General features: G+C 63.3%; 16 protein-coding genes. 9 read left to right on the forward strand and 7 right to left on the reverse strand.

The genetic code is table 11. From position 1 onward, the window contains the following. Positions 1–189: 189 nt before the first annotated feature. Positions 190–420, forward strand: a complete 231-nt coding sequence (locus JJB74_RS31340; RefSeq protein WP_200598486.1) for a hypothetical protein — start codon at positions 190–192, stop codon at positions 418–420. A gap of 256 nt (positions 421–676) precedes the next feature. Here JJB74_RS31340 and JJB74_RS33575 read toward each other — a convergent pair whose 3' ends face one another. Both JJB74_RS33575 and JJB74_RS31350 read right to left on the reverse strand, forming a co-directional pair. Further along, positions 677–1,534: a GGDEF domain-containing protein gene (locus tag JJB74_RS33575; RefSeq protein WP_200598487.1), complete on the reverse strand. Its 858-nt coding sequence runs from the start codon at positions 1,532–1,534 to the stop codon at positions 677–679. A 160-nt stretch (positions 1,535–1,694) separates the two neighbouring features. Then, positions 1,695–2,579: an HDOD domain-containing protein gene (locus JJB74_RS31350; RefSeq protein WP_200598488.1), complete on the reverse strand. Its 885-nt coding sequence runs from the start codon at positions 2,577–2,579 to the stop codon at positions 1,695–1,697. A 564-nt stretch (positions 2,580–3,143) separates the two neighbouring features. Here JJB74_RS31350 and JJB74_RS31355 point away from each other — a divergent pair. Beyond that, positions 3,144–3,350 (forward strand): hypothetical protein, encoded by a 207-nt coding sequence (locus tag JJB74_RS31355; RefSeq protein ID WP_200598489.1) that lies wholly within the window; start codon positions 3,144–3,146, stop codon positions 3,348–3,350. Between the two features lie 453 nt (positions 3,351–3,803). After that, positions 3,804–4,397 carry a PEP-CTERM sorting domain-containing protein gene (locus JJB74_RS34095; RefSeq protein WP_200598490.1) on the forward strand — a complete coding sequence of 198 codons (594 nt, stop codon included), beginning with the start codon at positions 3,804–3,806 and terminating at the stop codon, positions 4,395–4,397. Positions 4,398–4,481: 84 nt separating this feature from the next. Here the strand turns inward: JJB74_RS34095 and JJB74_RS31365 are convergent, their stop codons facing one another. Further along, positions 4,482–5,690 carry a CaiB/BaiF CoA transferase family protein gene (locus JJB74_RS31365; protein WP_200598491.1) on the reverse strand — a complete coding sequence of 403 codons (1,209 nt, stop codon included), beginning with the start codon at positions 5,688–5,690 and terminating at the stop codon, positions 4,482–4,484. A 137-nt stretch (positions 5,691–5,827) separates the two neighbouring features. Beyond that, on the reverse strand, positions 5,828–6,262 hold the full coding sequence (locus JJB74_RS31370) for a cupin domain-containing protein (RefSeq protein WP_200598492.1): 435 nt from the start codon (positions 6,260–6,262) through the stop codon (positions 5,828–5,830). A 495-nt stretch (positions 6,263–6,757) separates the two neighbouring features. Here JJB74_RS31370 and JJB74_RS31375 point away from each other — a divergent pair, with 495 nt between their 5' ends. The 3 genes from JJB74_RS31375 (at position 6,758) to JJB74_RS31385 (ending at position 9,599) form a co-directional block, all read left to right on the forward strand. Continuing rightward, positions 6,758–7,915 carry a formyltransferase family protein gene (locus tag JJB74_RS31375; RefSeq protein WP_200598493.1) on the forward strand — a complete coding sequence of 386 codons (1,158 nt, stop codon included), beginning with the start codon at positions 6,758–6,760 and terminating at the stop codon, positions 7,913–7,915. A 236-nt stretch (positions 7,916–8,151) separates the two neighbouring features. Beyond that, a complete protein-coding gene (locus tag JJB74_RS31380) occupies positions 8,152–9,138 on the forward strand; it encodes a chemotaxis protein (protein ID WP_200598494.1) in 987 nt (328 codons plus the stop codon). Positions 9,139–9,389: 251 nt separating this feature from the next. Then, on the forward strand, positions 9,390–9,599 hold the full coding sequence (locus JJB74_RS31385) for a hypothetical protein (RefSeq protein ID WP_200598495.1): 210 nt from the start codon (positions 9,390–9,392) through the stop codon (positions 9,597–9,599). Between the two features lie 65 nt (positions 9,600–9,664). On the opposite strand, the gene JJB74_RS31390 is transcribed toward JJB74_RS31385, so the two are convergent. From JJB74_RS31390 to JJB74_RS31400, 3 genes are all read right to left on the reverse strand, one after another. Then, positions 9,665–10,150: a DUF2244 domain-containing protein gene (locus JJB74_RS31390; RefSeq protein ID WP_200598496.1), complete on the reverse strand. Its 486-nt coding sequence runs from the start codon at positions 10,148–10,150 to the stop codon at positions 9,665–9,667. A 25-nt stretch (positions 10,151–10,175) separates the two neighbouring features. Then, on the reverse strand, positions 10,176–11,762 hold the full coding sequence (gene ctaD / locus JJB74_RS31395; protein ID WP_200598497.1) for a cytochrome c oxidase subunit I: 1,587 nt from the start codon (positions 11,760–11,762) through the stop codon (positions 10,176–10,178). A 229-nt stretch (positions 11,763–11,991) separates the two neighbouring features. Continuing rightward, complete coding sequence (locus tag JJB74_RS31400) at positions 11,992–14,697, reverse strand: bifunctional diguanylate cyclase/phosphodiesterase (protein WP_200598498.1); 2,706 nt, start codon at positions 14,695–14,697, stop codon at positions 11,992–11,994. 555 nt (positions 14,698–15,252) lie between these two features. Between JJB74_RS31400 and recC the strand changes: the two genes are divergently transcribed. From recC to recD, 3 genes are read left to right on the forward strand one after another with little or no spacing between them, the layout of a single operon-like run. After that, positions 15,253–18,693 carry an exodeoxyribonuclease V subunit gamma gene (gene recC, locus JJB74_RS31405; RefSeq protein WP_200598499.1) on the forward strand — a complete coding sequence of 1,147 codons (3,441 nt, stop codon included), beginning with the start codon at positions 15,253–15,255 and terminating at the stop codon, positions 18,691–18,693. Continuing rightward, positions 18,690–22,316 (forward strand): exodeoxyribonuclease V subunit beta, encoded by a 3,627-nt coding sequence (gene recB, locus JJB74_RS31410; RefSeq protein WP_200598500.1) that lies wholly within the window; start codon positions 18,690–18,692, stop codon positions 22,314–22,316. The genes recC and recB overlap by 4 nt, the downstream gene beginning before the upstream one ends. Further along, a complete protein-coding gene (recD, locus tag JJB74_RS31415; protein WP_200598501.1) occupies positions 22,313–24,289 on the forward strand; it encodes an exodeoxyribonuclease V subunit alpha in 1,977 nt (658 codons plus the stop codon). The genes recB and recD overlap by 4 nt, the downstream gene beginning before the upstream one ends. The last annotated feature ends 378 nt before the right edge of the window (positions 24,290–24,667 follow it).

Consider the following 24,667-nt stretch of genomic DNA (forward strand, 5'->3'; position numbering starts at 1 on the left):
GCTGCTCGAGCCTCTTGGTTATATCCCGCCGGCAGAAGCTGAGGCAAACTACTACAAGCAATTTACCCGTCAGACCACCTCGGTCTGACTCACACCAACCAGCCTCCTCCAAAGCCGGGGCGGTTCATTTTGAGGTAGGGCTCCTTATGATCAATAGTGTCAAGTCATACCCTGGAAATACGCAAAAAGATGGAATGGATCCCTGTAGTCTTGGTTACGTTCAAGGTTCTCGTGTTGGGCATAGGCATGTTCTTCGCCATCAAGTGGCATTACGACCAAGGAAAGAAGGGGAAGAAGGTGGCGAAGGGCGCGGTGTTGCGCGCGGGTGGCAAGGTGGCCGCAGTCTTCGTGCTATCGCTTCTGGTTCTCGGGTTCGTCACCTTCATCCTTATCCGAAAGCTTGGGCTTCCTCTGGTCTGACGAAGACAGAAATGCGGCAGTCATTCGCCGATGCGGCTACCGGGCAGTGTCGGCAGACGTGGCAGGGCCCACTTCGGCACATCCCATTGGCATCGTTGCGAGACGATTCATCGGCTAGTCATTCGGGAAACCATCTGCTTCAGATGACGATGTCGAAACCCTGAATGTCGATTGGCGACCTTGACCTGAGCAAGACCATTTGCCGCAGCTTTCGGCAGTGAATGGCTCGTCAACGTAACCGTTTCCACACACAGCTTCACTCGCTGGCCCGTGTCGAGCGGTGATGAACAATGAACGAGATGCCATCGCCACCACGCTGCTTGACTTCATACATGCATGCGTCGGCAAAACTGATGGCTTCGGTGACGCTGTTCGGAATGGCCAGGAAAGTAGCGACCCCGACGCTGCAGGTGACTTCATCCGAACAAGCCTGTATTTCACGAATCTGCTTGTTCAGCCCCGTCAACAGCGCTCGCGCGGCATGGTGGTCCGTATCGGGCAGAGCCACTGCGAATTCGTCTCCCCCCAGTCGGCCTACCAGGTCCGTGCGCCGGCGATGCGCAAGCAGGCTGTTGGCAACCGCACCCAATACTGCGTCGCCAGTCTTGTGGCCCGCGGTGTCGTTGATCTGTTTGAATTTGTCGACATCCACATAGACCAGGGTGAGCGGCGTGCGCTGGCGTCGGGCCAGATTGAAGACCAGCTCCATCTGCTCAAACAACGCGCGCCGGTTCAACAGGCCGGTCAGATGATCCGTTCGACTCAGGACGATCTCGTGTTCAAGAACCGCCTTGAGCCGTACCAGCAGTCCCGACACGACGTAGAAAAAGACGACATGCGCAATCCCGCCCCACAGCATGACAGTCGATGTTTGCCAACCCTGCTGCGCAATCAGTATCGTCAGGATGCTGCATAACACAGACAGCAGGCCTGCAGGACGAAGGCTGCCGTACCAGGCGGTGATTGCAATTGGGATCAGATAGAAAATGCCCAGCGAGATTTCTGGGCCGATGAAATGGTCGACTGCGGCGATGAATATAACCAGGCTTGCAACGAGTAATGCCAGCAATGTCGGCGACAACCGGGACAAGAACCCGTTCAATATCTTCCCCACAATCCGTCCTCTTCGCCGTTACGAGGGGCCATATTAATTTATCGTCGAGCAGCCTCCAATCTGATCCCCACGGCAGTGCCGGAAGAGTTTTGACTTTGCGTAATGTTCCTTGCGGGGCTATCCCTTCAATCCGGCGCATCGGGGAGAGGGAAGCCGCGCTTCAGACATGCATGCGCAGCGCATCCGACTCCGAGATCGCCGTCGCCGAAAGCACGGCCAGTCGCCCGGCATCGAGGTTCAGCGCCGCGCCGAAGCGCTCCAGCAATGCTTCGCTTTCCAGGTCGTACCCAGGGTCGTCGATGGCGGGCAGCGCGGCGGCCAGGGTTGCGCTGAAGGTGGCGACCTGCTGCATCCATTCGGCGCGCGACTGCGCCGGTTTCAGTACGCGCGCATGGATCGGTGCCAGCGCATAAATGATCGTCTCAGGAATCGACCAGGCACGCAGCACACCTTCGGCCAGAGTCTCATAGCTGCAGCCGAGCACCTGCGTGGACGCCTGGCGCGGTGTCAAGCCGTCGGTAGCGGCAAGCCGAGCGATTTCCTCGTACAGCGCGTCGTCCCAGGCCGCGACCAGCAGCCGCCCGATATTCCGGAACAGCGCCGCGACAATCGCTTCTTCGATGTCCTCAAACGGCGCATGCCGCGTCAGCTCGCGCGCTGCGACGCTGGCTGCCAGCGCCAGCCCGAGTTCGGTGCGCACATGTTGCCCCTTGCGGCCGCGCATGCCGTCGGCGAGCAGCATTGCCAGCGCATTGGTCTTGATCACATGAAAGCCGAGCACCATGATCGCTCGGGAAAGCGTAGTCACCGGCTCTGCATTGGGCCGCCGGTACACCGACGAATTCGCCAGGCGCAGCAGTCGTTGCGACAGCGCCGCATCCTTCAGCAGTAGCGCGCTCAGTGCAGGCACCGCGTCCTGCGCGTCCGCGCTTATGCGCACGATGCGCGTGACCGTGCCTGCCATGGCTGGCAGACGGTCGAACGCAGTCAGCTTTACGATTAATTCTTCTCGCACGGCGCGCGCATCGGCGGAATGCGTGCTCATGATCCAATCCCTCAGTTATATTTCTGTGAAGCAATAATACCGGAAAAACGTCCATGCTTGCCGGCGGTGCACTCGCGATTTGCTCAAATGTGGAGGTAGAGGCGGTAAGCGCTGATGGACGAATGGACAGCTGGGACTCCGGATAGCTTGTCTGCCGACCGCGCGGTCCTTCACGCCTTCGCACGGGTGAACCGGTTTTTCTGCGGCATTGTTTTCGAGGACTAATGCAAACGCGTGTTTGCGATGTTCGCGATTCATTTGACCATCGAAAACATCGAATAGGAGTTTGCATGAAGTCCACGAAAAATCTTTGGATTTCGAGACTTCGCCGCGGCCACCGGGATAGGTTTCGAACATGAGCGTTTCGCAAGCTGCACCTTGTCGCGCGGACGCATTCGGTAAGAATGCGTGAGTCAGGGTGAAGCCGCGCGAAAGGACTTTGACCAAGCCGATTCCGCTTTTGCATTTCCTCTTTCTGACGTGGTCGCTAAAGGAAAAGCATCTGCAAGGAAACTTCTTCGGTGTAATTGAGAAGGTGTTCATCAGCTCGGCGCACTCAAATCGATGAATGCAAGGGCCATCCTGACGCTGGTTATTTCCGCTTTTGGCCGTGTCGATCTTATTGGCACAATCCTGGCAAGCACATTGAACCAAACGATATTGTGCGATGGAATCATCTTTGTAGATGACATCCCGGCCGACAATGCGCTGGCATTTCGTGCAGCTTCTGATTCCAAAATTATGGGATTGTCCGGCGCCACTCCTTCTTAACAACGGGCGCGCGATGCCGGCCTCGTCGCCGCGAAGACCGACTTCCTTACATTGTCGAACTTTAATTACATTTTCGTATGGAAATGTGATGGGTCTTTGAATTGGTGGTTTCTAATCAATGCTTTGTAAATATGTCAAGCACTGGCACGTCAATTGCTCAAACGGCAGCGCAGTAAATGGGGGATTTTCAAGAAATTAATCAACAAAAGGAAAAAATGAAAATTACGAAGTTGTTTATTGCCGGCGTATGCACGTTTCTTGTTTCGAGTTTGGTCATGGCAGCCACCATTCGTGAATGGAGGATTTGAGGCAGGTAACGCAAATGGCTGGATCGCCGGCCAGGGCTATCGTGGGAACGATTTCAATTCAACCTTGACGCCAGGTAGCGTATTACCTGGCGAATCTTTGTACGATGGCCCGTCTACGCATTCCAGCGTCATTAATTCCAGCTACGTGGACCCGAATATTGGCGCCGCTCTCGGAAGCACCGTATATACCGGCAATTATTCGTATCGGATCGAAGATACGACCAGCGGCGGTTATGCATCGGCAATCAGCCAGAAAGTGCAGGGCTATACCGATAACAAGATTACCTTCGCGTGGAAAGCCGTACTGGAAAACGGCGGTCATGATGCGGACGAATCGGCGGTATTCCGTATCGTGTTGCGCGACGATACCACCGGCCAGAACGTCATCAACCGCACCTATGACGCGGGTGCAACCGGTGGCGGCGTCGACACCCGCTTCGCCGTGGATGGCAATTTCTTCTACACGGCGGCATGGCAGGTCGAAGAGTTGCTGATCGATGCGGCGTTGGCAGGGCACGATTTCACACTCTCCCTGCTTGCTGCAGACTGCGAGCCGACTGGCCATACCGGCTACGCCTATCTCGACGGTTTCGGCGCCGTGCTGCCGCCTCCGGGTGGCGCTGGCGACCCGCCGCCGGCTGGACAGGTACCGTTGCCCGGCACCTTGGCGCTGTTGAGCCTGGGTTTCGCCGGCTTCGGCGCTGCACGCAAACGCAGGCAGGCCCGACAAGTCCAGTAGCCTTCGGGTTCCAGCGTTGAAGAGAGCAGCCCCGCGCGAGCGTGTCGCCGCGCGGGGCTTTCGTCTTCCGGCTTGGTGCGCGAGTCAGACCACGCCGTCGCGCCGCAGCGCCGCGATGCGCTCGGCGTCAAAGCCAAGCTTTGACAGCACTTCGTCGGTATGCTCGCCGAGCCTGGGCCCGAGCCATTCGGTCTTGCCGGGCGTAGCCGAAAGCTTGGGCACCACGCCAGGAACATCGATGGGCGCGCCGTCGGGCAGCGTATGACGCTCGATCATGCCGCGCGCGCGGTAGTGCGGATCTTCGTAGATATCCTTGGCGTCATAGACGCGGCTGCTCGGCACATCCGCCGCTTCCAGCACTGCCAGCACATGATCGAGTTCGTTGGCGCTGGTCCAGCCGGCGATGGCGCCATCGATCAGCGCGTTGTGCGCAACCCGGCCTTCGTTGCGCGCCATGCGCGGGTCTTCAGCCAAATCGGCGCGGCCGATCGCATGCATCAGGCGCTTGAAGATGCTGTCGCCGTTGCCGGCGATGATCACATAGCGGCCGTCGCGGCAAGGATAGGTGTTCGATGGCGAAATACCGGGCAGGCTGGAGCCGGTGCGCTCGCGCAGTTCGCCGAATTCGGCGTACTCGGGCAGGAGACTTTCCATGACGCCGAACACCGCTTCATACAGCGCCACATCGATGAATTGCCCGCTGCCACGATTGACCTTTACATGGTGCATTGCCAAAAGCGCGCCGATGACGCCATACAGCGAGGCCAGCGTGTCGCCGATGCTCACACCCATGCGCACCGGCGGCCGGTCCGGATAGCCGACCAGGTTGCGCAATCCACCCATCGATTCCGCGATCGCCGCGAAGCCGGGACGCTTGTGATACGGACCCGTCTGGCCGTAGCCGGAAACCCGCACCATGACCAGGGCGGGATTGATCGCCGACAGCTGCTCCCAGCCCAGGCCCCATCCTTCCAGCGTGCCGGGACGGAAGTTCTCGATCACGATGTCGGCATCCTTCACCAGTTCGCGCACGATTTCCTGCGCGGCCGGCGATTTCAGGTTCAGCGTGATGGATTTCTTGTTCCGGCTCTGCACGTACCACCACAGCGAGGTGCCATCGTGCAGCTTGCGCCAGTTGCGCAGCGGATCGCCGTCGCCCGGCGTTTCGATCTTGATTACCTCGGCGCCGAATTGCGCCAGCACCGAAGCGGCATAGGGGCCGGCGATCAGCGCGCCCATTTCAATGACCTTGACGCCCTTTAACGGAGCATCGTTGGCGGTGGTGGAATGCATGGCTTTGGACGGCCGGGCCGTAAGGGTTGCGAAGGAACGCATCTTACAAGGCACGGGTGTTGCACGAACGGCGAGCAGGGCGCTGGCGGGATGCCGTCGCGCCCCGTGCCAGGGCAGGGCCGGATCAGGGCTTGGGATCAGGGCTTGTAAAGGTCCACCGGCATCAGCACCACCGGCTTGTCGCTGCGGTTTTCCCACCAGTGCGTCACGTCCTTGGTCGCTGTCACGACTTCGCCGGCGCTGTGCGGCACTTCGACGCCGTTGCGGATTTCGACCACATTGCCTTCCACCACATATTCGAGCGTGGGCCGGTCCTTGTGGCTGTGCGCCGCGACATGGCCGCCGGGCTGGATGGTGATCTGCCGGGCGCGCAGCTGGCGACCGGTATGGTCGCTGATCTGCTCGTCGAGCTTGATGTTCGCCATGTCTCTGTTGGTTGCGCCCTTGGTATCGGTGGGACCGGACGACTGCGAATAAGCGATGCTCATGGTGGCGGCCAGCACGGAGCCGTAAACGAGCAAGGCCACGCTTTTCCGGCGCAGTGGGAAAATCGACGGCATGGCGTTCTTCATGGGTGTCTCCCTTTATCTTTAAGGAATTAATTCTGGAATTTGAAGCAGTTTCTGAAGAGTGTATGGGCTACGTTTCGCCGACGCAACTACCCCGTTGTCTTTCGGAAACAGTTCGCATGTCTGGACGGCGATTGTGCTGCTGAATTGCGACATCCCGCCATGAGGCGGGTCAATTTCCCACTGAAGGGTAGCGGCTTTGCAGAGTGGAAGACGTTATGAAAGCCGGAACGCTAATCGATGCGTGCAGAATTTGGCAAAGCGGTTTCTCTTACCGGTCTTGGCCTGAATTTATCCAAGCGCCCTGCGGGGGACATTTTTGAGCCCCGGAATGGTCCGCAGATGGGGCGATCATCGCTCACGTCAGCTACACTAACGCGCCTATTCGTCTCGTAGGGTGGGCGCAGCCCACGCGTCTGCTCGATCAACGACAGACCAAATACGCTGCGGCCACCCTTCGCATTTTTCGCCACCCGATACGCAGAACAGGAAATCTCAATGAAGTGTGCACTCGTAGGTTCGCGCTATTTCGGCGCGCTGGTACTCGAAGCGCTCAGGAAGGAAGAGAACGTGATCATTGCCAGCGTCGTCGCGCCGGCCGAGGATGATCGCCTGGCGCAGGCAGCGCGCGCTGCGGGCCTGCCCTTGCATGTGCTGGAAAATCCGAAATTCGTGCCGGCCGAGGCGCTTGCCGAAGATGTCGATCTCATCATCGCCGCGCATACCCATGCACGCGTTTCCAGTGAAGCACTGGCGCGCTCGCGCCTGGGCGGCGTTGGCTATCATCCGTCGCTGCTGCCGCGGCATCGCGGCATTGCCGCCGTCGAATGGACGATACTCGAGGGCGATCCGATTGCTGGCGGCTCGGTCTATCACCTCGCCGATGGCTGGGATGCCGGCGCGATCGCGGCGCAGGACTGGTGCTTTGTGAAGAAGGGTGAAACCGCGCGCGATCTGTGGGAACGCGCACTGGCGCCGATGGGACTCTCGCTGCTGACGCGGGTGGTGCGCGAGGCGCGCGACAGCGGCAGGCTGCATGCCGCACAACAGGACCCGGCCTTTGCCACGAGGGCGCCGATGCTACGCAAGTCGGTGGTACTGACCGAGGAAGCGCAGGTAGACAATGTATCGCTGGTTGTGTCGATCATCGGACCGGACCGTCCCGGCATCGTGAGCCTGGTGGCCGAGCGCGCGCAGCGCTATGGCGCCAACTGGGCTGCAAGCCGCATGACGCGCATGGCTGGTGATTTCGCCGGCATGGTCCATCTGGAAGTGCCGCGCCAGCAGGCCGATGCGCTGGAATCGACCCTGCGCGCACTCGAAGCCAACGGCCTGCGGGTGACGGTGGCGCGCAGCGATGCGGCCACGGTGCCGGCCTCGCTGCGCTCGGTGGAGCTGGAACTGGTTGGCGAGGATCGCATTGGCATCGTCAGCAGCGTCACCCGCATTCTGGCCGAGCGTGGCGTGAGCATTGAAAACATCCATACCGAGACCGTGCGCAGCGGCATCTCGGGCAAGCAAACCTTCAAGATTGGAGCGCATTTGCTGGCGCCGGCAACCGTGGATATCAATGCGCTGCGTCTCGAGCTCGGCGCACTGGCCAGCGAAATGATGGTGGATATTGCGCTCGATGAGCGGCCGGCGCAGGAAGCGTGATCGCTGATGTTGATGCGGTGGCGGGCATATTGCACGACCCCGCTTCGACGTACGCGATTGCAAAGGGATAAGAAGCAGCCATGTTTTTAAAATGACAATAGATGTTACCGTGCGTACACAAATTCGCACGCTTCTCGGTGAAATTGTTGATTCCAGTAAATATTTAGCTTTTTCCCAGCTAGACTTCGTCCAATTCATTTCCACCGGCCGGTAATAAAAGGGAGCGGACGACAGCCATGGATCGCATTCAACATGACCTCGAAGAGCGCGTCGCGCTCACCAGCAACAACAAGTTTGAACTGATGCTGTTCCGGCTTGGGCGCAGCCGCGATGCCGAACACAGCGAGCTGTACGGCATTAATGTGTTCAAGGTGCGCGAGTTGATGGCCATGCCGGCCATTAATACGGTCGCCGGCTCCTCGCCGTATGTGATGGGCGTGGTCAATATCCGTGGCCAGATCATTCCGGTGCTCGATCTGCCGGCCCTGGTCGGCTGCACGCTGACGCAGCCGCCGAAAATCCTGATCGTCACCGAATTCGCGCGCACCACCCAGGCCTTCGCGGTTGAGGATGTGAACGAAATCGTGCGCCTGAACTGGTCGCAGGTGCGACCGGCCGAAGCCTGCGCCAGCGGCGCCGGCACCGTGACCAGCATCGCTCAGTTTGAGGATCCGGAAGCAGGAAAGCGTCTGGTGCAGGTGCTGGATGTGGAGCAGATATTGCAGCGCGTATCGCCGGTTGAGGAATCCGGTTTCGACAGCGCGACGCTGGGCGCGGGGCTGGATGCCACCAGCTATGCGCCCATCCTGGCCGCCGACGATTCCTCCGCCGCGCGCACGCTGATCGGCAAGACGCTGGAAAGCATGAGCCTGACGTACACGATGACGAAGTCGGGTCAGGAAGCCTGGGAAGCGCTCAACGGCATCGCCAACGAGGCGCAGGCGCAGGGCCGGCCGCTGTCGGAGCTGGTGTCCATGGTCCTGACCGATCTTGAGATGCCGGAAATGGATGGCTTCACACTGACCCGGAAAATCAAGGCCGACAAGCGTTTCGCCGGCCTGCCGGTCATCATTCATTCCTCGCTCTCCGGCGACGCCAATGAACAGCACATCCGCAGCGCCGGCGCGGATGCCTACGTCGCCAAGTTCAAGATCGAGGAACTCGGCGGCATCATTGAAAGCACGCTCAGGAAGGGCAGCACTACGGACGGCATGCCTGGCTAGAGCGGTTACAGCCAGACCGCTGTCGATGCAGGCGGGGGTGACGCTGACCGCCGAGAGCCTGCCGCAAACCAGACTTTTCCTGCGCAAGCAATATCTGTAGCGCGTCTCTAGAGCACATTTGTCCCGGCCGGTCAGACGCGGCCGCGATATGGCGGCCGCATTGCTGCGGCAACCCTGAATACGCGCCGGCTTCATCGAACCGTCGCCGCAACGGGCACTCTAACCGGCTTGCATTGTTTTCGGAGAAGCTCATGTTTGCGGATGTCGGCAATGGCGTGCTGGTCAACCTGGCGCTGGTGGCACGGATACACCTGATCAATCTCGGCGCGGCCGGCACCGTGGTGAAGTTCTATTCGCCGGCCAATGAATTGCTGGCAGACTTTACGCCGCCAACGCCGGAAGAGCTGGACCGGGTAATGACGGTGATCCATGCCTATGGTCGCGGCATACCGGCAGGCTGACGGCGCGGCCACGGCATGTGAGCCCCTTCTGCGCGACGCTCGGCTCAGCACTCAGCACTCAGCACTCAGCGCACGAGCGCAGCCGTGCGCAAGCCTTCGCGCAATTCCTGCGCGAGCTCGCGCCTGTGCGACGGCGGCACATGACGGCCGACCTCCACCGCGACGCCGCCGCCTTCGAGCCTGATCAGTTCGCCCCAGGTGGAAGGCGCCTGTACGCGGGTGCGGCACGCATCCATCCATATCTGCTCGATGCGTTCCGCTTCGATGCGCTCGACCAGCAGGCGATTGCCCAGGAGTGCAAGATGCTCGCGATCGGTGGCATGCCGGGCGTGGTAGAGAAAGGCCGCCGCCACCGCGGCCAGTTCCAGCAGCGCGAATAGCGGCAGCAGCCAGGCGCCGTGTCCTCCATAGTGCGGATGCAGCATCATCGACAGCGCGCATGTCAGCGCCACTACCAGCGATGCCGCGAACAGCAGCACATAGGCATGGACAAACTGGCGCGGCGTCAACGAGCAGTTGCGCTTCCACAGCCACTCGCGAGATGCGCGCATCGTAGTCTCCCTTGCGAGCATGTGCTCACTTGACCAGCGGCGGATTCTCGAAGGTATGGAAGGGCGCCGGGCTGGGCACGGTCCACTCCAGACCTTCTGCGCCTTCCCAGGGCTTGGCTGGCGCAGCGGCGCCGCCGCGTATCGTCGGCAGCACCACGAAGAACAGGAAATACACCTGCGACAGACCGAAGCCGAAGGCGCCCACAGTGGCCACCATGTTGAAGTCGGTGAACTGCGCCGGATAGTCGACATAGCGGCGCGGCATGCCGGCCAGGCCGAGGAAGTGCATCGGGAAGAAGGCCACGTTGAACCAGACCAGCGAATTCCAGAAGTGGAACTTGCCGCGCCATTCGTTGTACATGTGCCCGGTCCACTTCGGCACCCAGTAGTAGAAGCCGGCGAACAAGGCAAACAGCGAGCCCGCGACCAGCACGTAATGGAAGTGCGCGATTACGTAATAGGTGTCGGTAACCTGGATGTCGATCGGCGCCACGGCCAGGATCAGGCCCGAGAAGCCGCCGATGGTGAAGACCCAGATGAAGCCGACTGCCCACAGCATCGGCGTCTCGAAGCTCATCGAACCGCGCCACATCGTCGCAATCCAGTTGAACACCTTCACGCCGGTCGGCACGGCGATGAGCATGGTCGCGTACATGAAGAACAATTGCCCCGTGACCGGCATGCCGGTGGCGAACATGTGATGCGCCCAGACGATGAAGGACAGGATCGCGATCGACGCGGTGGCGTAGACCATCGAGGCATAGCCAAACAGCGGCTTGCGCGAGAAGGCCGGGATCACCTGCGAGATGATGCCAAAGGCCGGCAGGATCATGATGTAGACCTCGGGATGGCCGAAGAACCAGAACACATGCTGGTACATCACCGGGTCACCGCCGCCGGCGGCATTGAAAAAGGTGGTGCCGAAGTGGCGGTCGGTGAGCATCATCGTCACCGCGCCGGCCAGCACCGGCATCACGGCAATGAGCAGGTAAGCGGTGATGAGCCAGGTCCAGCAGAACATCGGCATCTTCATCAGCGTCATGCCCGGCGCGCGCATGTTCAGGATGGTGACGATGATGTTGATCGCGCCGAGTATCGATGAGATGCCCATGATGTGAATGGCGAAGATCGCCATGTCCATGCCCACGCCCATTTGCGTGGACAGCGGCGGATACATGGTCCAGCCCGCGGCGGTAGCGCCTCCGGGTGTGAAGAAGGAGCCGGCCAGCAGCAGCGCCGCCGGCGGCAGCAGCCAGAATGAGAAGTTGTTCATGCGCGCGAACGCCATGTCGGAGGCGCCGACCATCAGCGGAATCATCCAGTTGGCGAAGCCGACGAAGGCCGGCATGATCGCGCCGAAGATCATCATCAAGCCATGCATCGTCACCATCTGGTTGTAGCGTTCCGGGCTGACGATCTGCACGCCGGGCTGGAACAGCTCGGCCCGGATCACCAGCGCCAGCACGCCGCCGATCATGAACATGGTCAGCGAGAACCACAGGTACAGCGTGCCGATGTCCTTGTGATTGGTGGCGAAGGTCCAGCGACGCAGGCCGTGCGGATGCTCGTGCGCATGACCATGGGCATGGTCGACGGGAATGGTGGCGCTCATGGAATGACTCCGGAGTGAGGATGCCGTGTGCGGGAATGTCAGCGCGCCCGGATGGCGGCGATGGCGCTGCTGCTGCATCCGCTTGCCGCCGGCCTTTGGCTTCAAGCCACGATGGCACAGCGATTTGCAGGTATCAAACCGTATCCGAGCGGCGCTTGATCGTGCTCATTGCTCGTTTTGGCCTGGAAACTCGGCCAGGCAACCTGTGCCGTATTTCCTTGAGATCCTGCTAAAGCATGCCGCGTTCAAGGCAACGGCTGAGCAGCTCCGGCGCGGGCAGCGGCTCGCTGAACCAGTAACCCTGCGCCTGGGCGCAGCCATGCCGCTTCAGATAGTCCAGAACTTGCAGTGTGTCCACACCCTCGGCAACGACTTCGAGATTCAGGCTGCGTCCAAGCGCGATGATGGCTTCGGTCACTGTTCTTCCGGCTGCTTCGTTCTGGGTAACGCGGCGTACGAAGGACTGGTCGATCTTGAGCTTGTCGATCGGCAGATTGGTGAGGCTGGACAGACTCGAATAGCCGGTGCCGAAATCGTCAAGCGAAATCTTCACTCCCAACTCGCGCATCTGGCGCATCACCTCGACTGCGGCTTCGACGTTGTCCATGATCGCGCTCTCGGTGATTTCGACCTGAATGCCGCCGGCCGCCGCGCCCGAACTTTCCAGGATCCGGCGAAAACTCGTGGCGAAATCCCGGTGGCGGAACTGCAGCGGCGAGACATTGACCGCGATGGGAATCGGCACACCGTCGCGTTGCCAGACATGCTGTTGCCGGCAAGCTTCGGCGAGCACCCATTCCCCGATCTTGCCGATCAGACCGACGGCTTCGGCGATCGGCACGAAGACCGCGGGCGGAATCGGCTTGCCCTCGCTGTCGGCAAGTCTCAGCAGGGCTTCAACGGTGACGATCATGCCGCTGTCGAGGTCAATCACGGGCTGGTAGTGCAGCTCGAATTGCCGCAGGCGCAGTGCTTCCTGGATGCGCGCCTCGATGGCGAGCAGCTGGCCGGCATCGCGCTCGAATTCGGGCAGGTAGAAATGATAGAGGCCGCGTCCGGCCTGTTTGGCGTGATACATCGCCAGGTCGGCCGTGTGTATCAGCGCGTTGGTGTCGGCAGCCTGCGTTGGGAAGCAGCTGATGCCGATGGAGGGCGTGATCGACAGTTGGAGTGCGCCGATCACCATCGGCTCGCGCAGCGTATCGATGATGCGCTGCGCCAGGATGGCGGCGCGATGACGCTCGGCGCCGGCATGCGGCTGCACCACGACGAATTCATCGCCGCCAAGGCGGCCGACCAGGTCCTCGGCGCGCACGCTCTGCAGCAGGCGCTGCGCAACCAGCTTCAGCACCCGGTCGCCGACCTCGTGTCCATGAGCGTCATTGATCGGTTTGAAGCGATCGAGGTCGATGAACAGCAGGGCGCCGGCGCTGTCGCTGCGGCGCGCCGCGGACAGCAGGTGTCCGCAATACTCGAAAATAAGCGCGCGATTCGGCAGCCCGGTCAATGGATCATGCAGCGCGGCTTCACGGATGCGGCGCTCCGCGAGCTTTCTCGCGCTGATGTTCTGCACCGTGCCGCGCAGCGCGCAGATGTTGCCGTCGCTGCCGCGCACCGGTTCGCACTGGACTTCGATCCATTGCCATGCGGCGGCCGCGGATGTCACTTCGAGCTCGATGGAAAACGGCGCGCCGGTCGTCAGCGTGTTGCGCACCTCGATCTCAATGGCGTCCCATGATGGTCGCGGTAGTACCGTATCGCGCAGCGCTGCGAACGACAGCGGCTTATCAGGGAACAGGTCGCGTATCGAGTTCGATGTGGTGATGCAACCACTGTCCAGGTCGCAATGCCAGGTGCCGAACTGCGCCAGCCGGTGCGCTTGCTCGAGTTCCGCGTTTTTTGCGCGCAGGCCTTCATCGCGTTCACTGAGCAGATCACTTGCGCGCATGAACGCGTCCAGCACCTCGGCCGCTTCGCGGATGGGCACCTTCGGCGGGGTCAATGCCTTTCCAGTGCCCATGGCTGCTGCAGGGGCGATCAACGCGGTGACGCCGCCCGCGATCCTGCTGCCGATCAGCCATGCCAGGCCGAGCGCGATGCCGAACAGGACCACGATGCCGGCGGCCATGGTCGTCATCGAGCGCAGCAACGGGCCTTCCAGCGTGGCGCGCGGAATGGCGATGGCCACGCTCCACCGGGTTGTCGGCGAGCGGCTGAAAACCGCCAGGGATGGCACACCGTCCAGCGTGTTCATGCGCAAAGTCCCTTCATCGGCGTGGCGCATCGCATCGATCAGCGCCGGAACTGCCTTCTTCCCGACGGAGGCTTCCGGACGCAGGCTGCGGCCGACCACGGTGTTGGCGCTGTCGAGCACGCCCGCCACCCAGCCCGGTGGCAAGCTCTGCACGGAAAGCAGTTGCTGGAAATTTTCGGGAAGGATGCCAATGGCTAGCAGATAGCGAATCCGGCCATCGATGGGCACCGGCACATTGACGCTCACAAGCGGTCGCTTCTGTATCGGCCCGTGAAACAGGTCGGAAATGACGGTCTTGCCGGAGTCGAATACGTCGTTCAGCTCAGCAGGCAAAGGGTAGCGCGGCAGTTTGGCACCGAGCGGCACCGCGCTGTTGAGCAGTTGCTGTCCCGTCGCGTCGCGCAGCACGACATTGGTGCCGATGCCGGCAAGGTTGACGAGCTGTTGCGCGCGTCGGTAAAAGGCGCTCAGGTCGCCGCGCATCAACGTATCGGAACTTGCAAGGGTTTGCGCGACCGTGATTGCGGTGAGCAGATGGCTGTCCACCGCCTGGGTAAGCGCACGCGCGGTCTGCAGCGTGCTGTCCTCCAGTTGCGCGCGCCGCTGCGCGAAGTCGTAAGCCGCAAGCACAAGTGCACCCAGCACGCCGGGGAGCAGGCAGGCGACGATCAAAAGGCTCAACAGGGTTCTTATCGACCAACGCGGCGCGGCGCCCGGCGCGCGGAGTCTTGACGGTTTTGCGTTTTTGTTGTCGCGCATCGTGGTTGCATTACGGCTGTGTCATGTTTTGGTTGCCACCCTGCTGCGCCCTCGATAGAAGACGGCTGCCGTGTGTCTGAACGGGGTAATTCTGCTCCTATTTTTAGAACAGTTGGCAAGCCGGTGCCGTTGGGATGATCGAAAGCCTATTGCATTGGGTCATCGGTGTTGATTTGCAGATCGAGGCCTAGGCTCGGTAGCGCGACAATGAACCACGCCCTGATGTATCTGGCAGAAATCGCTGCAGGCATCTGCAGGGATGCCACCCGATCTGCATCTCCCACCAGAGACATAGGCCTTTCGAATGCCGGACGCCGCCGCCCGGCGTTTTTCCATGGTCGCGTATTGACCGGCATCGGAGCGGCATGTTCCAATTCCGGCCGGAAAGGCAAGCTTGATGCCCAGGCTTTTCCGAACAGCAAGGCCGGTGCCGCCACTAGCCACGCGGTTTCCCGCCTCCTCCCGTTTCCTATACACATGCCCGCAAACATCACGCCCGGATTCATCGCCCTGCATGGCAACCAGATGGAAGAGTTGCGCGCCGCGGTGTTCGGATGGATGCGCGAGCATCCGCTTGATCCGCTTGAAGAAGACATTTTTCTGGTGCAATCCAACGGCGTCGCCGAGTGGCTGAAAATTGCGCTGGCCAACGAAATGGGCGTGTGCGCCGCCACGCAGGTGATGTTGCCGGCGCGTTTTCTGTGGCAAGCCTACCGGCGCGTGCTGGGACCGGAAGCGGTACCGCGCCGCTCGGCCTTCGAGCGCGCGCCGCTGACTTGGCGATTGATGCGCCTTTTGCCCGGTCTGCTCGATGAGCCGGGTTTCGAGCCGCTGCGGCAATTCCTGTCGGATGGCGACGTCGAGCGCCGGCTGCAGCTGGCGCAGCGCCTGTCCGACTTGATGGACCAGTACCAGGTCTACCGCGCTGACTGGCTCGTCGACTGGGCCGAAGGTCGCGACCAGTTGCGCCCGGCGCGCGGTGAAGCTCTGGAGATGGCGCCGGATGCGCGCTGGCAGGCGCAGCTGTGGCGTGCGCTGCTGGCCGATCTGCCCGATGAGGCGCGCGCCAGCGGTCGCGCCGATGTGCATGCGCGCTTCGTCGAGATGCTGCAGTCCGGCGCCGCGCCGCGCATGCGCCTGCCGCGCCGCGTGGTGCTGTTCGGCATTTCGGCGCTACCCTGGCAAACCCTGCAGGCGCTGGGCGCGCTCGCGCAACGCATGCAGGTGATCATCGCGGTGCCGAATCCCTGCCGCTTCTATTGGGGCGACATCATTGCCGGACGCGATCTGCTGACCGCGCAGCGCCGGCGCCAACCGCTGCGCGAAGGCCGCGATCTGTCGGCCATGCCGATGGAAGCGCTGCATGCGCACAGCCATCCCCTGCTGGCGGGCTGGGGACGGCTCGGACGCGACTTCATCCGCATGCTCGATGAATTCGATGCCATCGATGCGGCCCAAGCGGAGACCGAGGCGGCGAAGCTGCGCGTGGATCTGTTCGGCGAAGAGGAAGGGCAAACCCTGCTGGCGGGCGTGCAGGCCGCGATCCGCGATCTGCTGCCGCCAGGCGAGCATCCGCAGATGCCGCCGGAAGATCCGGTGCGCTCGATCGAATTCCATGTCGCGCACAGCGCGCAGCGCGAGGTCGAGGTGCTGCACGACCGGCTGCTGCATCTGCTGGCAGAAGGCAAGGGCAGATTGCGTCCGGCCGACATCATGGTGATGGTGCCCGACATTGAAAGCTTCGCGCCCGCGGTACGCGCCGTATTCGGCCAGTATGAGGCGCGCGACAAGCGCCATATTCCCTTCGAAGTAGTGGACATCGCCGAGCGCCGCGTCAATCCGCTGCTCTCGGCGCTGGAGTGGCTGCTGCGGCTGCCGGAACAGCGTTGCCAGCAGAGCGAGATCCGCGATCTGATCGATGTGCCGGCGCTGGCCGCGCGCTTCGGCATTGCCGCTGGCGATTTGCCGCTGCTGTCGCAATGGATCCATGAATCCGGCGTGCGCTGGGGCTTGGATCACGGCCATCGCCATGACCTGGGCCTGGGCGCGGCCGGCGACCAGAATGCCTGGATCTTCGGCATCCGCCGCATGCTGCTCGGTTATGCCAGCGGCGCGGGCGGCGCCTTCGCCGGCATCGAGCCCTATGGCGAAGTCGGCGGCCTGGATGCCGGGCTGGCCGGCTCGCTTGCCTGGCTGGTGGACGCGCTGCTGTACTGGCGCGGCGTGCTGGCGCAGCCGGCAGCGCCGCGCGCCTGGGGCGCGCATGCGCGTGCCTTGCTGAAAGCCTTCTTCCATGCCAGTGACGAGCGCGACCGGCTCACGCTGGCCCGGCTCGAGGAAGCGCTGCAGAACTGGCTCGATGATTGCGCCGCGGCCGGCTTCGACGAAGCCGCGCCGGTGGCAGTGCTGCGCGAAGCCTGGCTCGGCGCCATCGACGAGCCGACGCTGAACGCGCGCTTCGTCTCCGGCGGCGTAACCTTCTGCACGCTGATGCCGATGCGCGCGATTCCTTATCGGATGGTGTGCCTGCTCGGCATGAACGACGGCGATTTTCCGCGTCGCGCGCAGCGCGCCGATTTCGATCTTCTGGCATTGCCGCAATTGGCCCGGCCGGGCGACCGTTCGCGCCGCGACGACGACCGCTACCTGATGCTCGAAGCGCTGCTGTCGGCGCGCGAGTGCCTGTATGTGAGCTGGGCCGGGCGCAATGTGCGCGACAACAGTGAGCAGCCGCCGTCGGTGCTGGTGTCGCAGCTGCGCGATTACTTGGCGCTGTGCTGGGGCGTGGACCTGAGGTCGATCACCACCGAGCATCCGCTGCAGCCGTTCTCGCGCCGCTACTTCGAGCGCGACGGGCTGTTGACCTATGCGCGCGAGTGGGCTGCCGCGCACCAGGCCGCAGCCGCGTCGTCGGCGGACGAGCGCGCGCTGCCGCCGCTGACGATCGAGCCGGGTTACCGCTTGCGGCTTGCCGAGCTGGCGCGCTTCATCCGTCAGCCGGTGCGGCAGTTCTTCCGGCACCGCTTGCAGGTGGCTTTCGAGGAAGCCGAGCCGCTCGGCCGGGACGACGAGCCGTTCGCGCTGACCGAGCTCGATGAATTCCGCCTAGGCGCGATGCTGATGGATGACGGCAATCTGCGCGATACGGCCATGCCTGCCGATGCTTCGGCCGCGCTGCACGAGCGCGCCGCGCGGCTGCGGCGCCAGGGCTTGCTGCCGCTGGGCCTGTTCGGCGCCGAGATGGAGCGCTATCTGGTCAATGAATTTTCTGCGCCGTATGCGGCCTGGCTCGAACTGTGCCGCCGTTATGAACTCCCTGCGGACAAGATGCGCATTGCCCAGTCCTTCGATGAGCTCACGCTGGAAGACTGGCTCGACCGCTTGCACAGCGATGGCGAACGCCGCGTCTGGCTGGCGCAGAGCTCCGGCCGCATGGTGAGCCGCAAGGGGCAAGCGGCGGAAGCGCGGCCGCATCGCCTGATCGACGCCTGGGTGCGCCAGCTTGCGGCGGCGGCACAGGGCGAGGTCTTGTCCGGCTTCCTGGTCGGGCGCGATGTGGTGATCGCCTTCGATCCGCTCGAGCAAGACGAGGCGCGCGCAGTGCTCGGCGAGCTCCTTGCCTGCTGGCGCGAAGGCATGGCCCGGCCGCTGCCGGCGGCATGCAAGACCGCGCTGGAGCTGATCGCAAACGGCGATCCGAAGAAGGTGTTTGACGGCGGCTTTCGTGAAGCGCCGCCGGGCGAAGTCAATGGCGATCCGTGCCTGGCGCGGCTTTGGCCGGACTTCGACAGCTTCGCCGCCGAGCCGGGCTGGGAAGAGTGGTGCCGACGACTCTATGGCCCATTGGCGGACTGGTCTGCGCGCCACGTGCATGTGCTGTCGCTGGAGCGCTTTCTCGGTGCGGGAGACGAAGCATGATCCCCGAGCTCCAGCCGATCGCGTTTCCCCTGTCGGGAGCGCGCCTGATCGAAGCCAGCGCCGGCACCGGCAAGACCTGGACCATCGCCGCGCTGTATCTGCGTCTGGTGCTCGGCCATGGTGGCGAGGACGGCTACGTGCGGCCGCTGGCGCCGTCCGAAATCCTGGTGATGACCTTCACCCGCGCTGCCACGCGCGAGCTGTCGGACCGCATTCGCCAGCGCCTGCTGCAGGCCGCTGCCTGCTTCCGCGGCGAATCCGAGCCCGAGGACGACTTCATGGCGGACTTGCTCGACGCCTATCCCGAAGGACAGGCGCGCGAGGCCGCGGCCTACCGGCTGGCGCTGGCCGCCGAGGCGATGGATGATGCGGCGGTGTTCACCATCGACGCCTGGTGCCAGCGCATGCTGCGCGAGCATGCGTTCGACAGCGGTTGCCTGTTCGACGAAGAGCTGGTGAGCAGCGAGGAAGAAATTTTCCGGCACGCGGTGCGTGACTACTGGCGTCACCATGTGTATGCGCTCAATGCCGACATGCTCGCCGAGGTGCGCGGCTGCTGGCAGCATCTGCATGCGCTGGAGGAAGCAATACGACCGCTGGTGGCGCGCGCCGAGCTGTTTGGCGAGCATCGCGCCGAGACGCTGGGCGCGCTGGCACTGCGCGAGCGCGGCCGGCAGCGCGAGCGGGTCGCCTTGCTGAAGGCCGGTTGGGAGATGCGGATCGCGCGCATGGAAGCCTGGATTGCCAAGCATCGCAAGGCGCTGCATGGCAACCGTCTGCGCCAGGCGACGGTGGACAAATGCTTCGAGGCGCTGCGAGAGTGGATTGCTGACGACGGCATGCTGCATCCGGGCGATGGTTTCGCCAAGGGATGGTCCAAGCTGTTGCCGGACTTTCTCTGCGAGGTATGCAACGATGCGGCGCTGGTGCCGATCGATGACTTCGACCATGTCGCGCCGCTCTACGAAGCGCTCGCCGCGCTGGAGCCGATGCGGCACCTGTTCATGCGCCATGCCGCCGCCACGATCGCAGCGCGCATCGATGAACTGAAGCGCCGGCGCCGGCAGTTCGGCTTTGCTGACATGCTGACCCGCCTGCGGCTGGCGCTGGAAGGCGCAAACGGCGCGATGCTGCGGCGGCGCATCGTCGCGCAATTCCCGGTGGCGCTGATCGATGAATTCCAGGACACCTCGCCGGACCAGTACCGCATCTTCGATGCGCTGTATCGCGTCGCCGACAACGACCCGGGTACCGCGCTGCTCCTGATCGGCGATCCGAAGCAGGCGATCTATGGCTTTCGCGGCGCCGACATACACAGCTATCTCGCCGCGCGCCGCGCCACCGAGGGGCGGCACTACCGGCTAGGTACGAACTTCCGCTCCACCGCGCAGTTGGTGGGCGCGGTCAATCATCTGTTCCTGCAGGCCGAGGGACCGGCGCATCCAGCCGGCGCTTTCCGTTTCCGGACCGGGGCCGGCAATCCCTTGCCCTTCGAAGCGGTGGCCGCGCGCGGCCGCGATGAGATCCTGCATGCATCGGGCACACCGGTGCCGGCGCTGACCTTGTGGTGCCATGCCGGCGACATGCTCGGCGCGGAAGCGGCGCGGCGCCATTTCGCCGAGCTGTGCGCAGAGAATATTGTGTCGCTGCTCGGCGATGCGGGCACCGGCTTCATCAGTGATGAACGCGGCTTCGTACCGCTGCGCGCGGCCGATATCGCGGTGCTGGTGCGCAACCGCACCGAAGCGGCCGCGGTGCGCCAGGCGCTGCAGCGGCGCGGCGTGCCAAGCGTCTACCTGTCGGACAAGGATTCGGTCTACCAGGGCGAAGAGGCGGCTGACATGCTGCGCTGGCTGCGCGCGGTGTCGAGCCCGCTCGATGCCAGCTATGCGCATGCGGCCTTCGCCACCCGCAGCGCCGGCTTGTCGCTGGCGGCGCTGGCTGAACTGGCGGTTGACGATGCGGCCTGGGAAGCGCGCGTCGAACAATTGAAGGCGCTGCGCACCGTTTGGCAGCGCCAAGGCATTCTGGCGATGCTGCGCCGCTTCATCCATGAACTCGGCTTGCCGGCGATGCTGCTGGCCCAGCCAGGCGGGGAACGGCGCCTGACCAACATGCTGCATCTGGCCGAGCTGCTGCAGCAGGCCAGTGCACAGCTCGACGGCGAGCAGGCGCTCATCCGCTGGTTCGCCGAGCAGATCGCCAATGACGCCGATGGCAGCGATGAACGCATCCTGCGCCTGGAGAGCGATGCCGAGCTGGTCAAGGTGGTGACGGTGCACAAGTCCAAGGGATTGGAATATCCGCTGGTGTTTCTGCCCTTCGCCTGTGCTGCGCGCAAGATCGATCGCAAGAACCGACGCTTCTTCGACTATGCCGATGACGACGGGCGGCGTCATATCGATTTCAGCCTGTCCGACGAAGCGCTCGAGGCGATGGAACGCGCGCGCATGGAGGAAGACCTGCGCTTGCTGTATGTGGCCGTCACGCGCGCCCGGCATGCGCTGTGGCTGGGACTGGCGTCGACCGGCTCGAAGAGCGCGCCGGATGGCACCATCCATGAATCGGCCTTCGGCTATCTCCTGTCCGGCGGCGCGAAAGTGGCGCCGGCCGAACTCGAAGCGAAGTTGCGCGCGATGTGCTGCGATTGCGAGCACATCGCCATCACGCTCTGCCACGCCGCGCCCGGCATGACGCCGCTGCCGCCGCGCAACGATGCGATTGAACTGCTGCCGCCGCTGCAGTACGAGTCCGAGTTCGAGCGCCACTGGACCATCGCCAGCTATACCTCGCTGACCCGCGACCTCGGCGCCGCGCCGGCGCCATCGACCTCGGCCGAGGAAAAGCTGCTTGACGAGGAGGATGGCGTCGACGCCGGTCGCCCGCGCGACGAAGCCTGGCATCGCTTTCCGCGCGGCGCGCTGCCGGGCCAGTTCCTGCACGGCCTGCTCGAATGGATGGCAGTGGAGGGCTTCGCGATCGTGGACGAGCCGGATTTCGATGCGCGCCTCGGCGAGCGCTGCGACCGGGCCGGCTGGGAACACCGGCGCGAGGATGCGGCGCTGTGGCTGCGCACCGCGGCCAGCGTCGTCCTGCCGCCGATCGGCCGCTCGCTGGCCGAGCTGGAGAAACCGTGGCCCGAGATGGAATTCTGGATTCCGGCCAGCGCGGCGAGCATCGATGCGCTGGACCGACTGTGCCGCAGGCATCTGCTCGACGGCATGCCGCGCCAGGGCTTGCAGGCGCGCAGCCTGACGGGCATGCTGCGTGGCTTCCAGGACCTGGTGTTCGAGCTCGACGGCCGCTACTGGGTGCTCGACTACAAATCGAATGCGCTCGGCAACGACGACACCGCCTATGACGCCGCCGCGCTGGCCGGCGCCATGGCCGCGCATCGCTACGATGTGCAGGGACTGATTTATCAGCTCGCGCTGCACCGGTTGCTGAAGGCGCGCCTGGGCGAGGAATACGACCCGGCTGAAAAACTGGGCGGCGCCATCTTTTATTTCCTGCGCGGCGTCGGCAACCGCGATACCCGCGGCTGCCACCTGCTCGCCGCCGATGCGCAATTGCTGGACGCGGTCGACGCGCTGCTGGCCAATGACAAGGAGAATTTTGCATGAGCACTGCCGCCGCTTTCCGCCAGCATCTCGATGCCTGCGCCGAAGAAGGTTCCCTGCGCCGCCTGGGCTCGTCCTTCGCGCATTTCATTGCGACGCTGCACGATGGTCCGACGCCGGTGCCGCTGTTGCTGGCCTGCGCGCTGCTGTGCGAGCTGGAAGGGCGCGGCCATAGTTGTCTGGATCTGCGCGAGCTTGCCGACGATCCTTGTCGGCTGCTGACCTGGCCGATCGAGCAGTGGGAGCGCCTGGCGCTCGCCGCCGGCACGCTGCCCGACTGCGCCGCCGCCTGGCAGCACGCGCTTGCCAGCTGCAGCCAGGTGCGACTCGCCCATGAAGACGACCGCCATCAGCCGCTGGTGCTAGATGGCGACCGTCTGTATCTGCGTCGCTACTGGACCGATGAAACCCTGGTGGCGGGAGCGGTCGCGGCGCGTGCCGCCAAGCCGCGCGACGTCGACCCGGATGCAGTGCGGCGCTGGTTGGACCAGATGTTCGATCCGCTTGTCGATGGCGGCCCAGACTGGCAGAAAATCGCTTGCGGCGTCGCGGTGCGCAGCCATTTTTCCATTGTCACCGGCGGCCCTGGCACCGGCAAGACTTACACGGTTGCGCGTCTGCTGGCGCTGCTGTTCGCGCTGGCCGAGGATCCAGAGCGTCTGCGCATTGCGCTGGCGGCGCCCACTGGCAAGGCCGCGACCCGCCTGAAGCAATCGATCGACGACGCGCTTGCCGGTCTGGCCGCGCGGCTCGGCGACAGCTTGCCGCTCGCGCACCTTGCCGGCCGCATCGGTGCCGCGCTGACCTTGCACAGCCTGCTCGGCGCGCGCCCGGATACCCGTGCCACGCGTCACCATGCCGGCAATCCGCTCGATGTCGACGTGCTGATCGTGGACGAAGCGTCGATGATCCACCTCGGCATGATGGCTTCGCTCCTGGATGCATTACCGCCGCAGGCAATGGTGATACTGCTCGGCGACAAGGATCAGCTGGCATCGGTCGAAGCGGGCGCGGTGCTGGGCGACTTGTGCCATCGAGCGCAGGAAGGCTGCTATACGGCCGCCACCGCCGCGTACGTGGCGCGTGCCTGCGGCGAAAGCATCCCGGCCGATATGCTCTGCGGCGGATCCGAGCTGGCGCAGCAGACGGTCATGTTGAGGAAGAGCCGGCGTTTCGACGGCTCGATCGGCGTGCTTGCGGGCGCGGTGAATTCGGGCGACGTCGAAGGCGCTCGCCGGGCGCTGAAGGGCGCGCCGAGTGCGGAAGTGCATTGGCTGGAGCGAGGGCGTCCTGACGATTTGCTGCGCCTGGCGCTCGAAGGCCGTGAAGCCGCCGGAGGCTTCGGCGCTTATCTGTCGCGGCTGAAATCGCATCCGGTGCCTGGCACTGATTTCGCCGCGCATGCGGCCTGGGTGCGCGATGTGCTGCATGCGTTCGACCAGTTCCGCATCCTGTGCGCGGTGCGCGAAGGCGACTGGGGTGTGGCGGGAATCAATCGCATGCTCGAGCGGGCGCTGGATGACGAAGGATTGCTGCGCTGCCGCGGTGAATGGTATCTGGGGCGCCCGGTAATGGTGACGCGGAACGACCATGCCACCGGCGTATTCAATGGCGACGTCGGCATCGCACTGCCGGACCCCGTGCGAGGCGATTCGCTGCGGGTGTGGTTCCCGCACGGCGCAACGGTGCGCAGCGTCCTCGCCAGCCGCCTGCCCCACGTGGAAACTGCCTTCGCGATGACAGTGCACAAGGTACAGGGCTCGGAATTCCAGCACGCAGCGATGGCCTTGCCGCCGCTGCGCAATGGCATGCTGAGCCGGGAGCTGGTCTATACCGGGATTACTCGCGCGCGCGAGCGGTTCACGCTGGTGTCACCCGAACCCGGGATCTTCGGCGATGCAATTCTCAAGCGCACTCGGCGCGCGAGCGGCTTGCGCGCTCGCCTTGGCGATGAAGGCGTCGCGCTGGAAAACTGAAGCCAGATCAGGTGTGCCGGCGTAGCGTCTGCTCGCTGTTCGAAAATCCTTGGCGCTGCATCGAATTCTGCAGTATGATTGCGCCCCTGTTCAGCGGGGCCGGAGAGTAATTCCGGAGTTGCTGCAACGGGTTCCGGAGACGGAATCGAGTGTGAAGAAAAGCACTTGACGACGATGATGGAACACAGCATAATCTCGCTTCTCTGCTGCTGACGAACACGACGCTTCGCAGCGCTGACCGGAAGGTCGGAGCAGACAGGATTCAGTTCTTTAACAAGCAACAGCCGATAAGTGTGGGCACGATATCAGATGCGCCGGATCTTCGGGTCCGGAATGCTCAAATGATAGAAGTGCTCGCACAAAAGAAATACAGGAAGG

The organism is Noviherbaspirillum pedocola (assembly GCF_016632335.1).
Classification (GTDB): Bacteria; Pseudomonadota; Gammaproteobacteria; order Burkholderiales; family Burkholderiaceae_D; genus Noviherbaspirillum_A; species Noviherbaspirillum_A pedocola.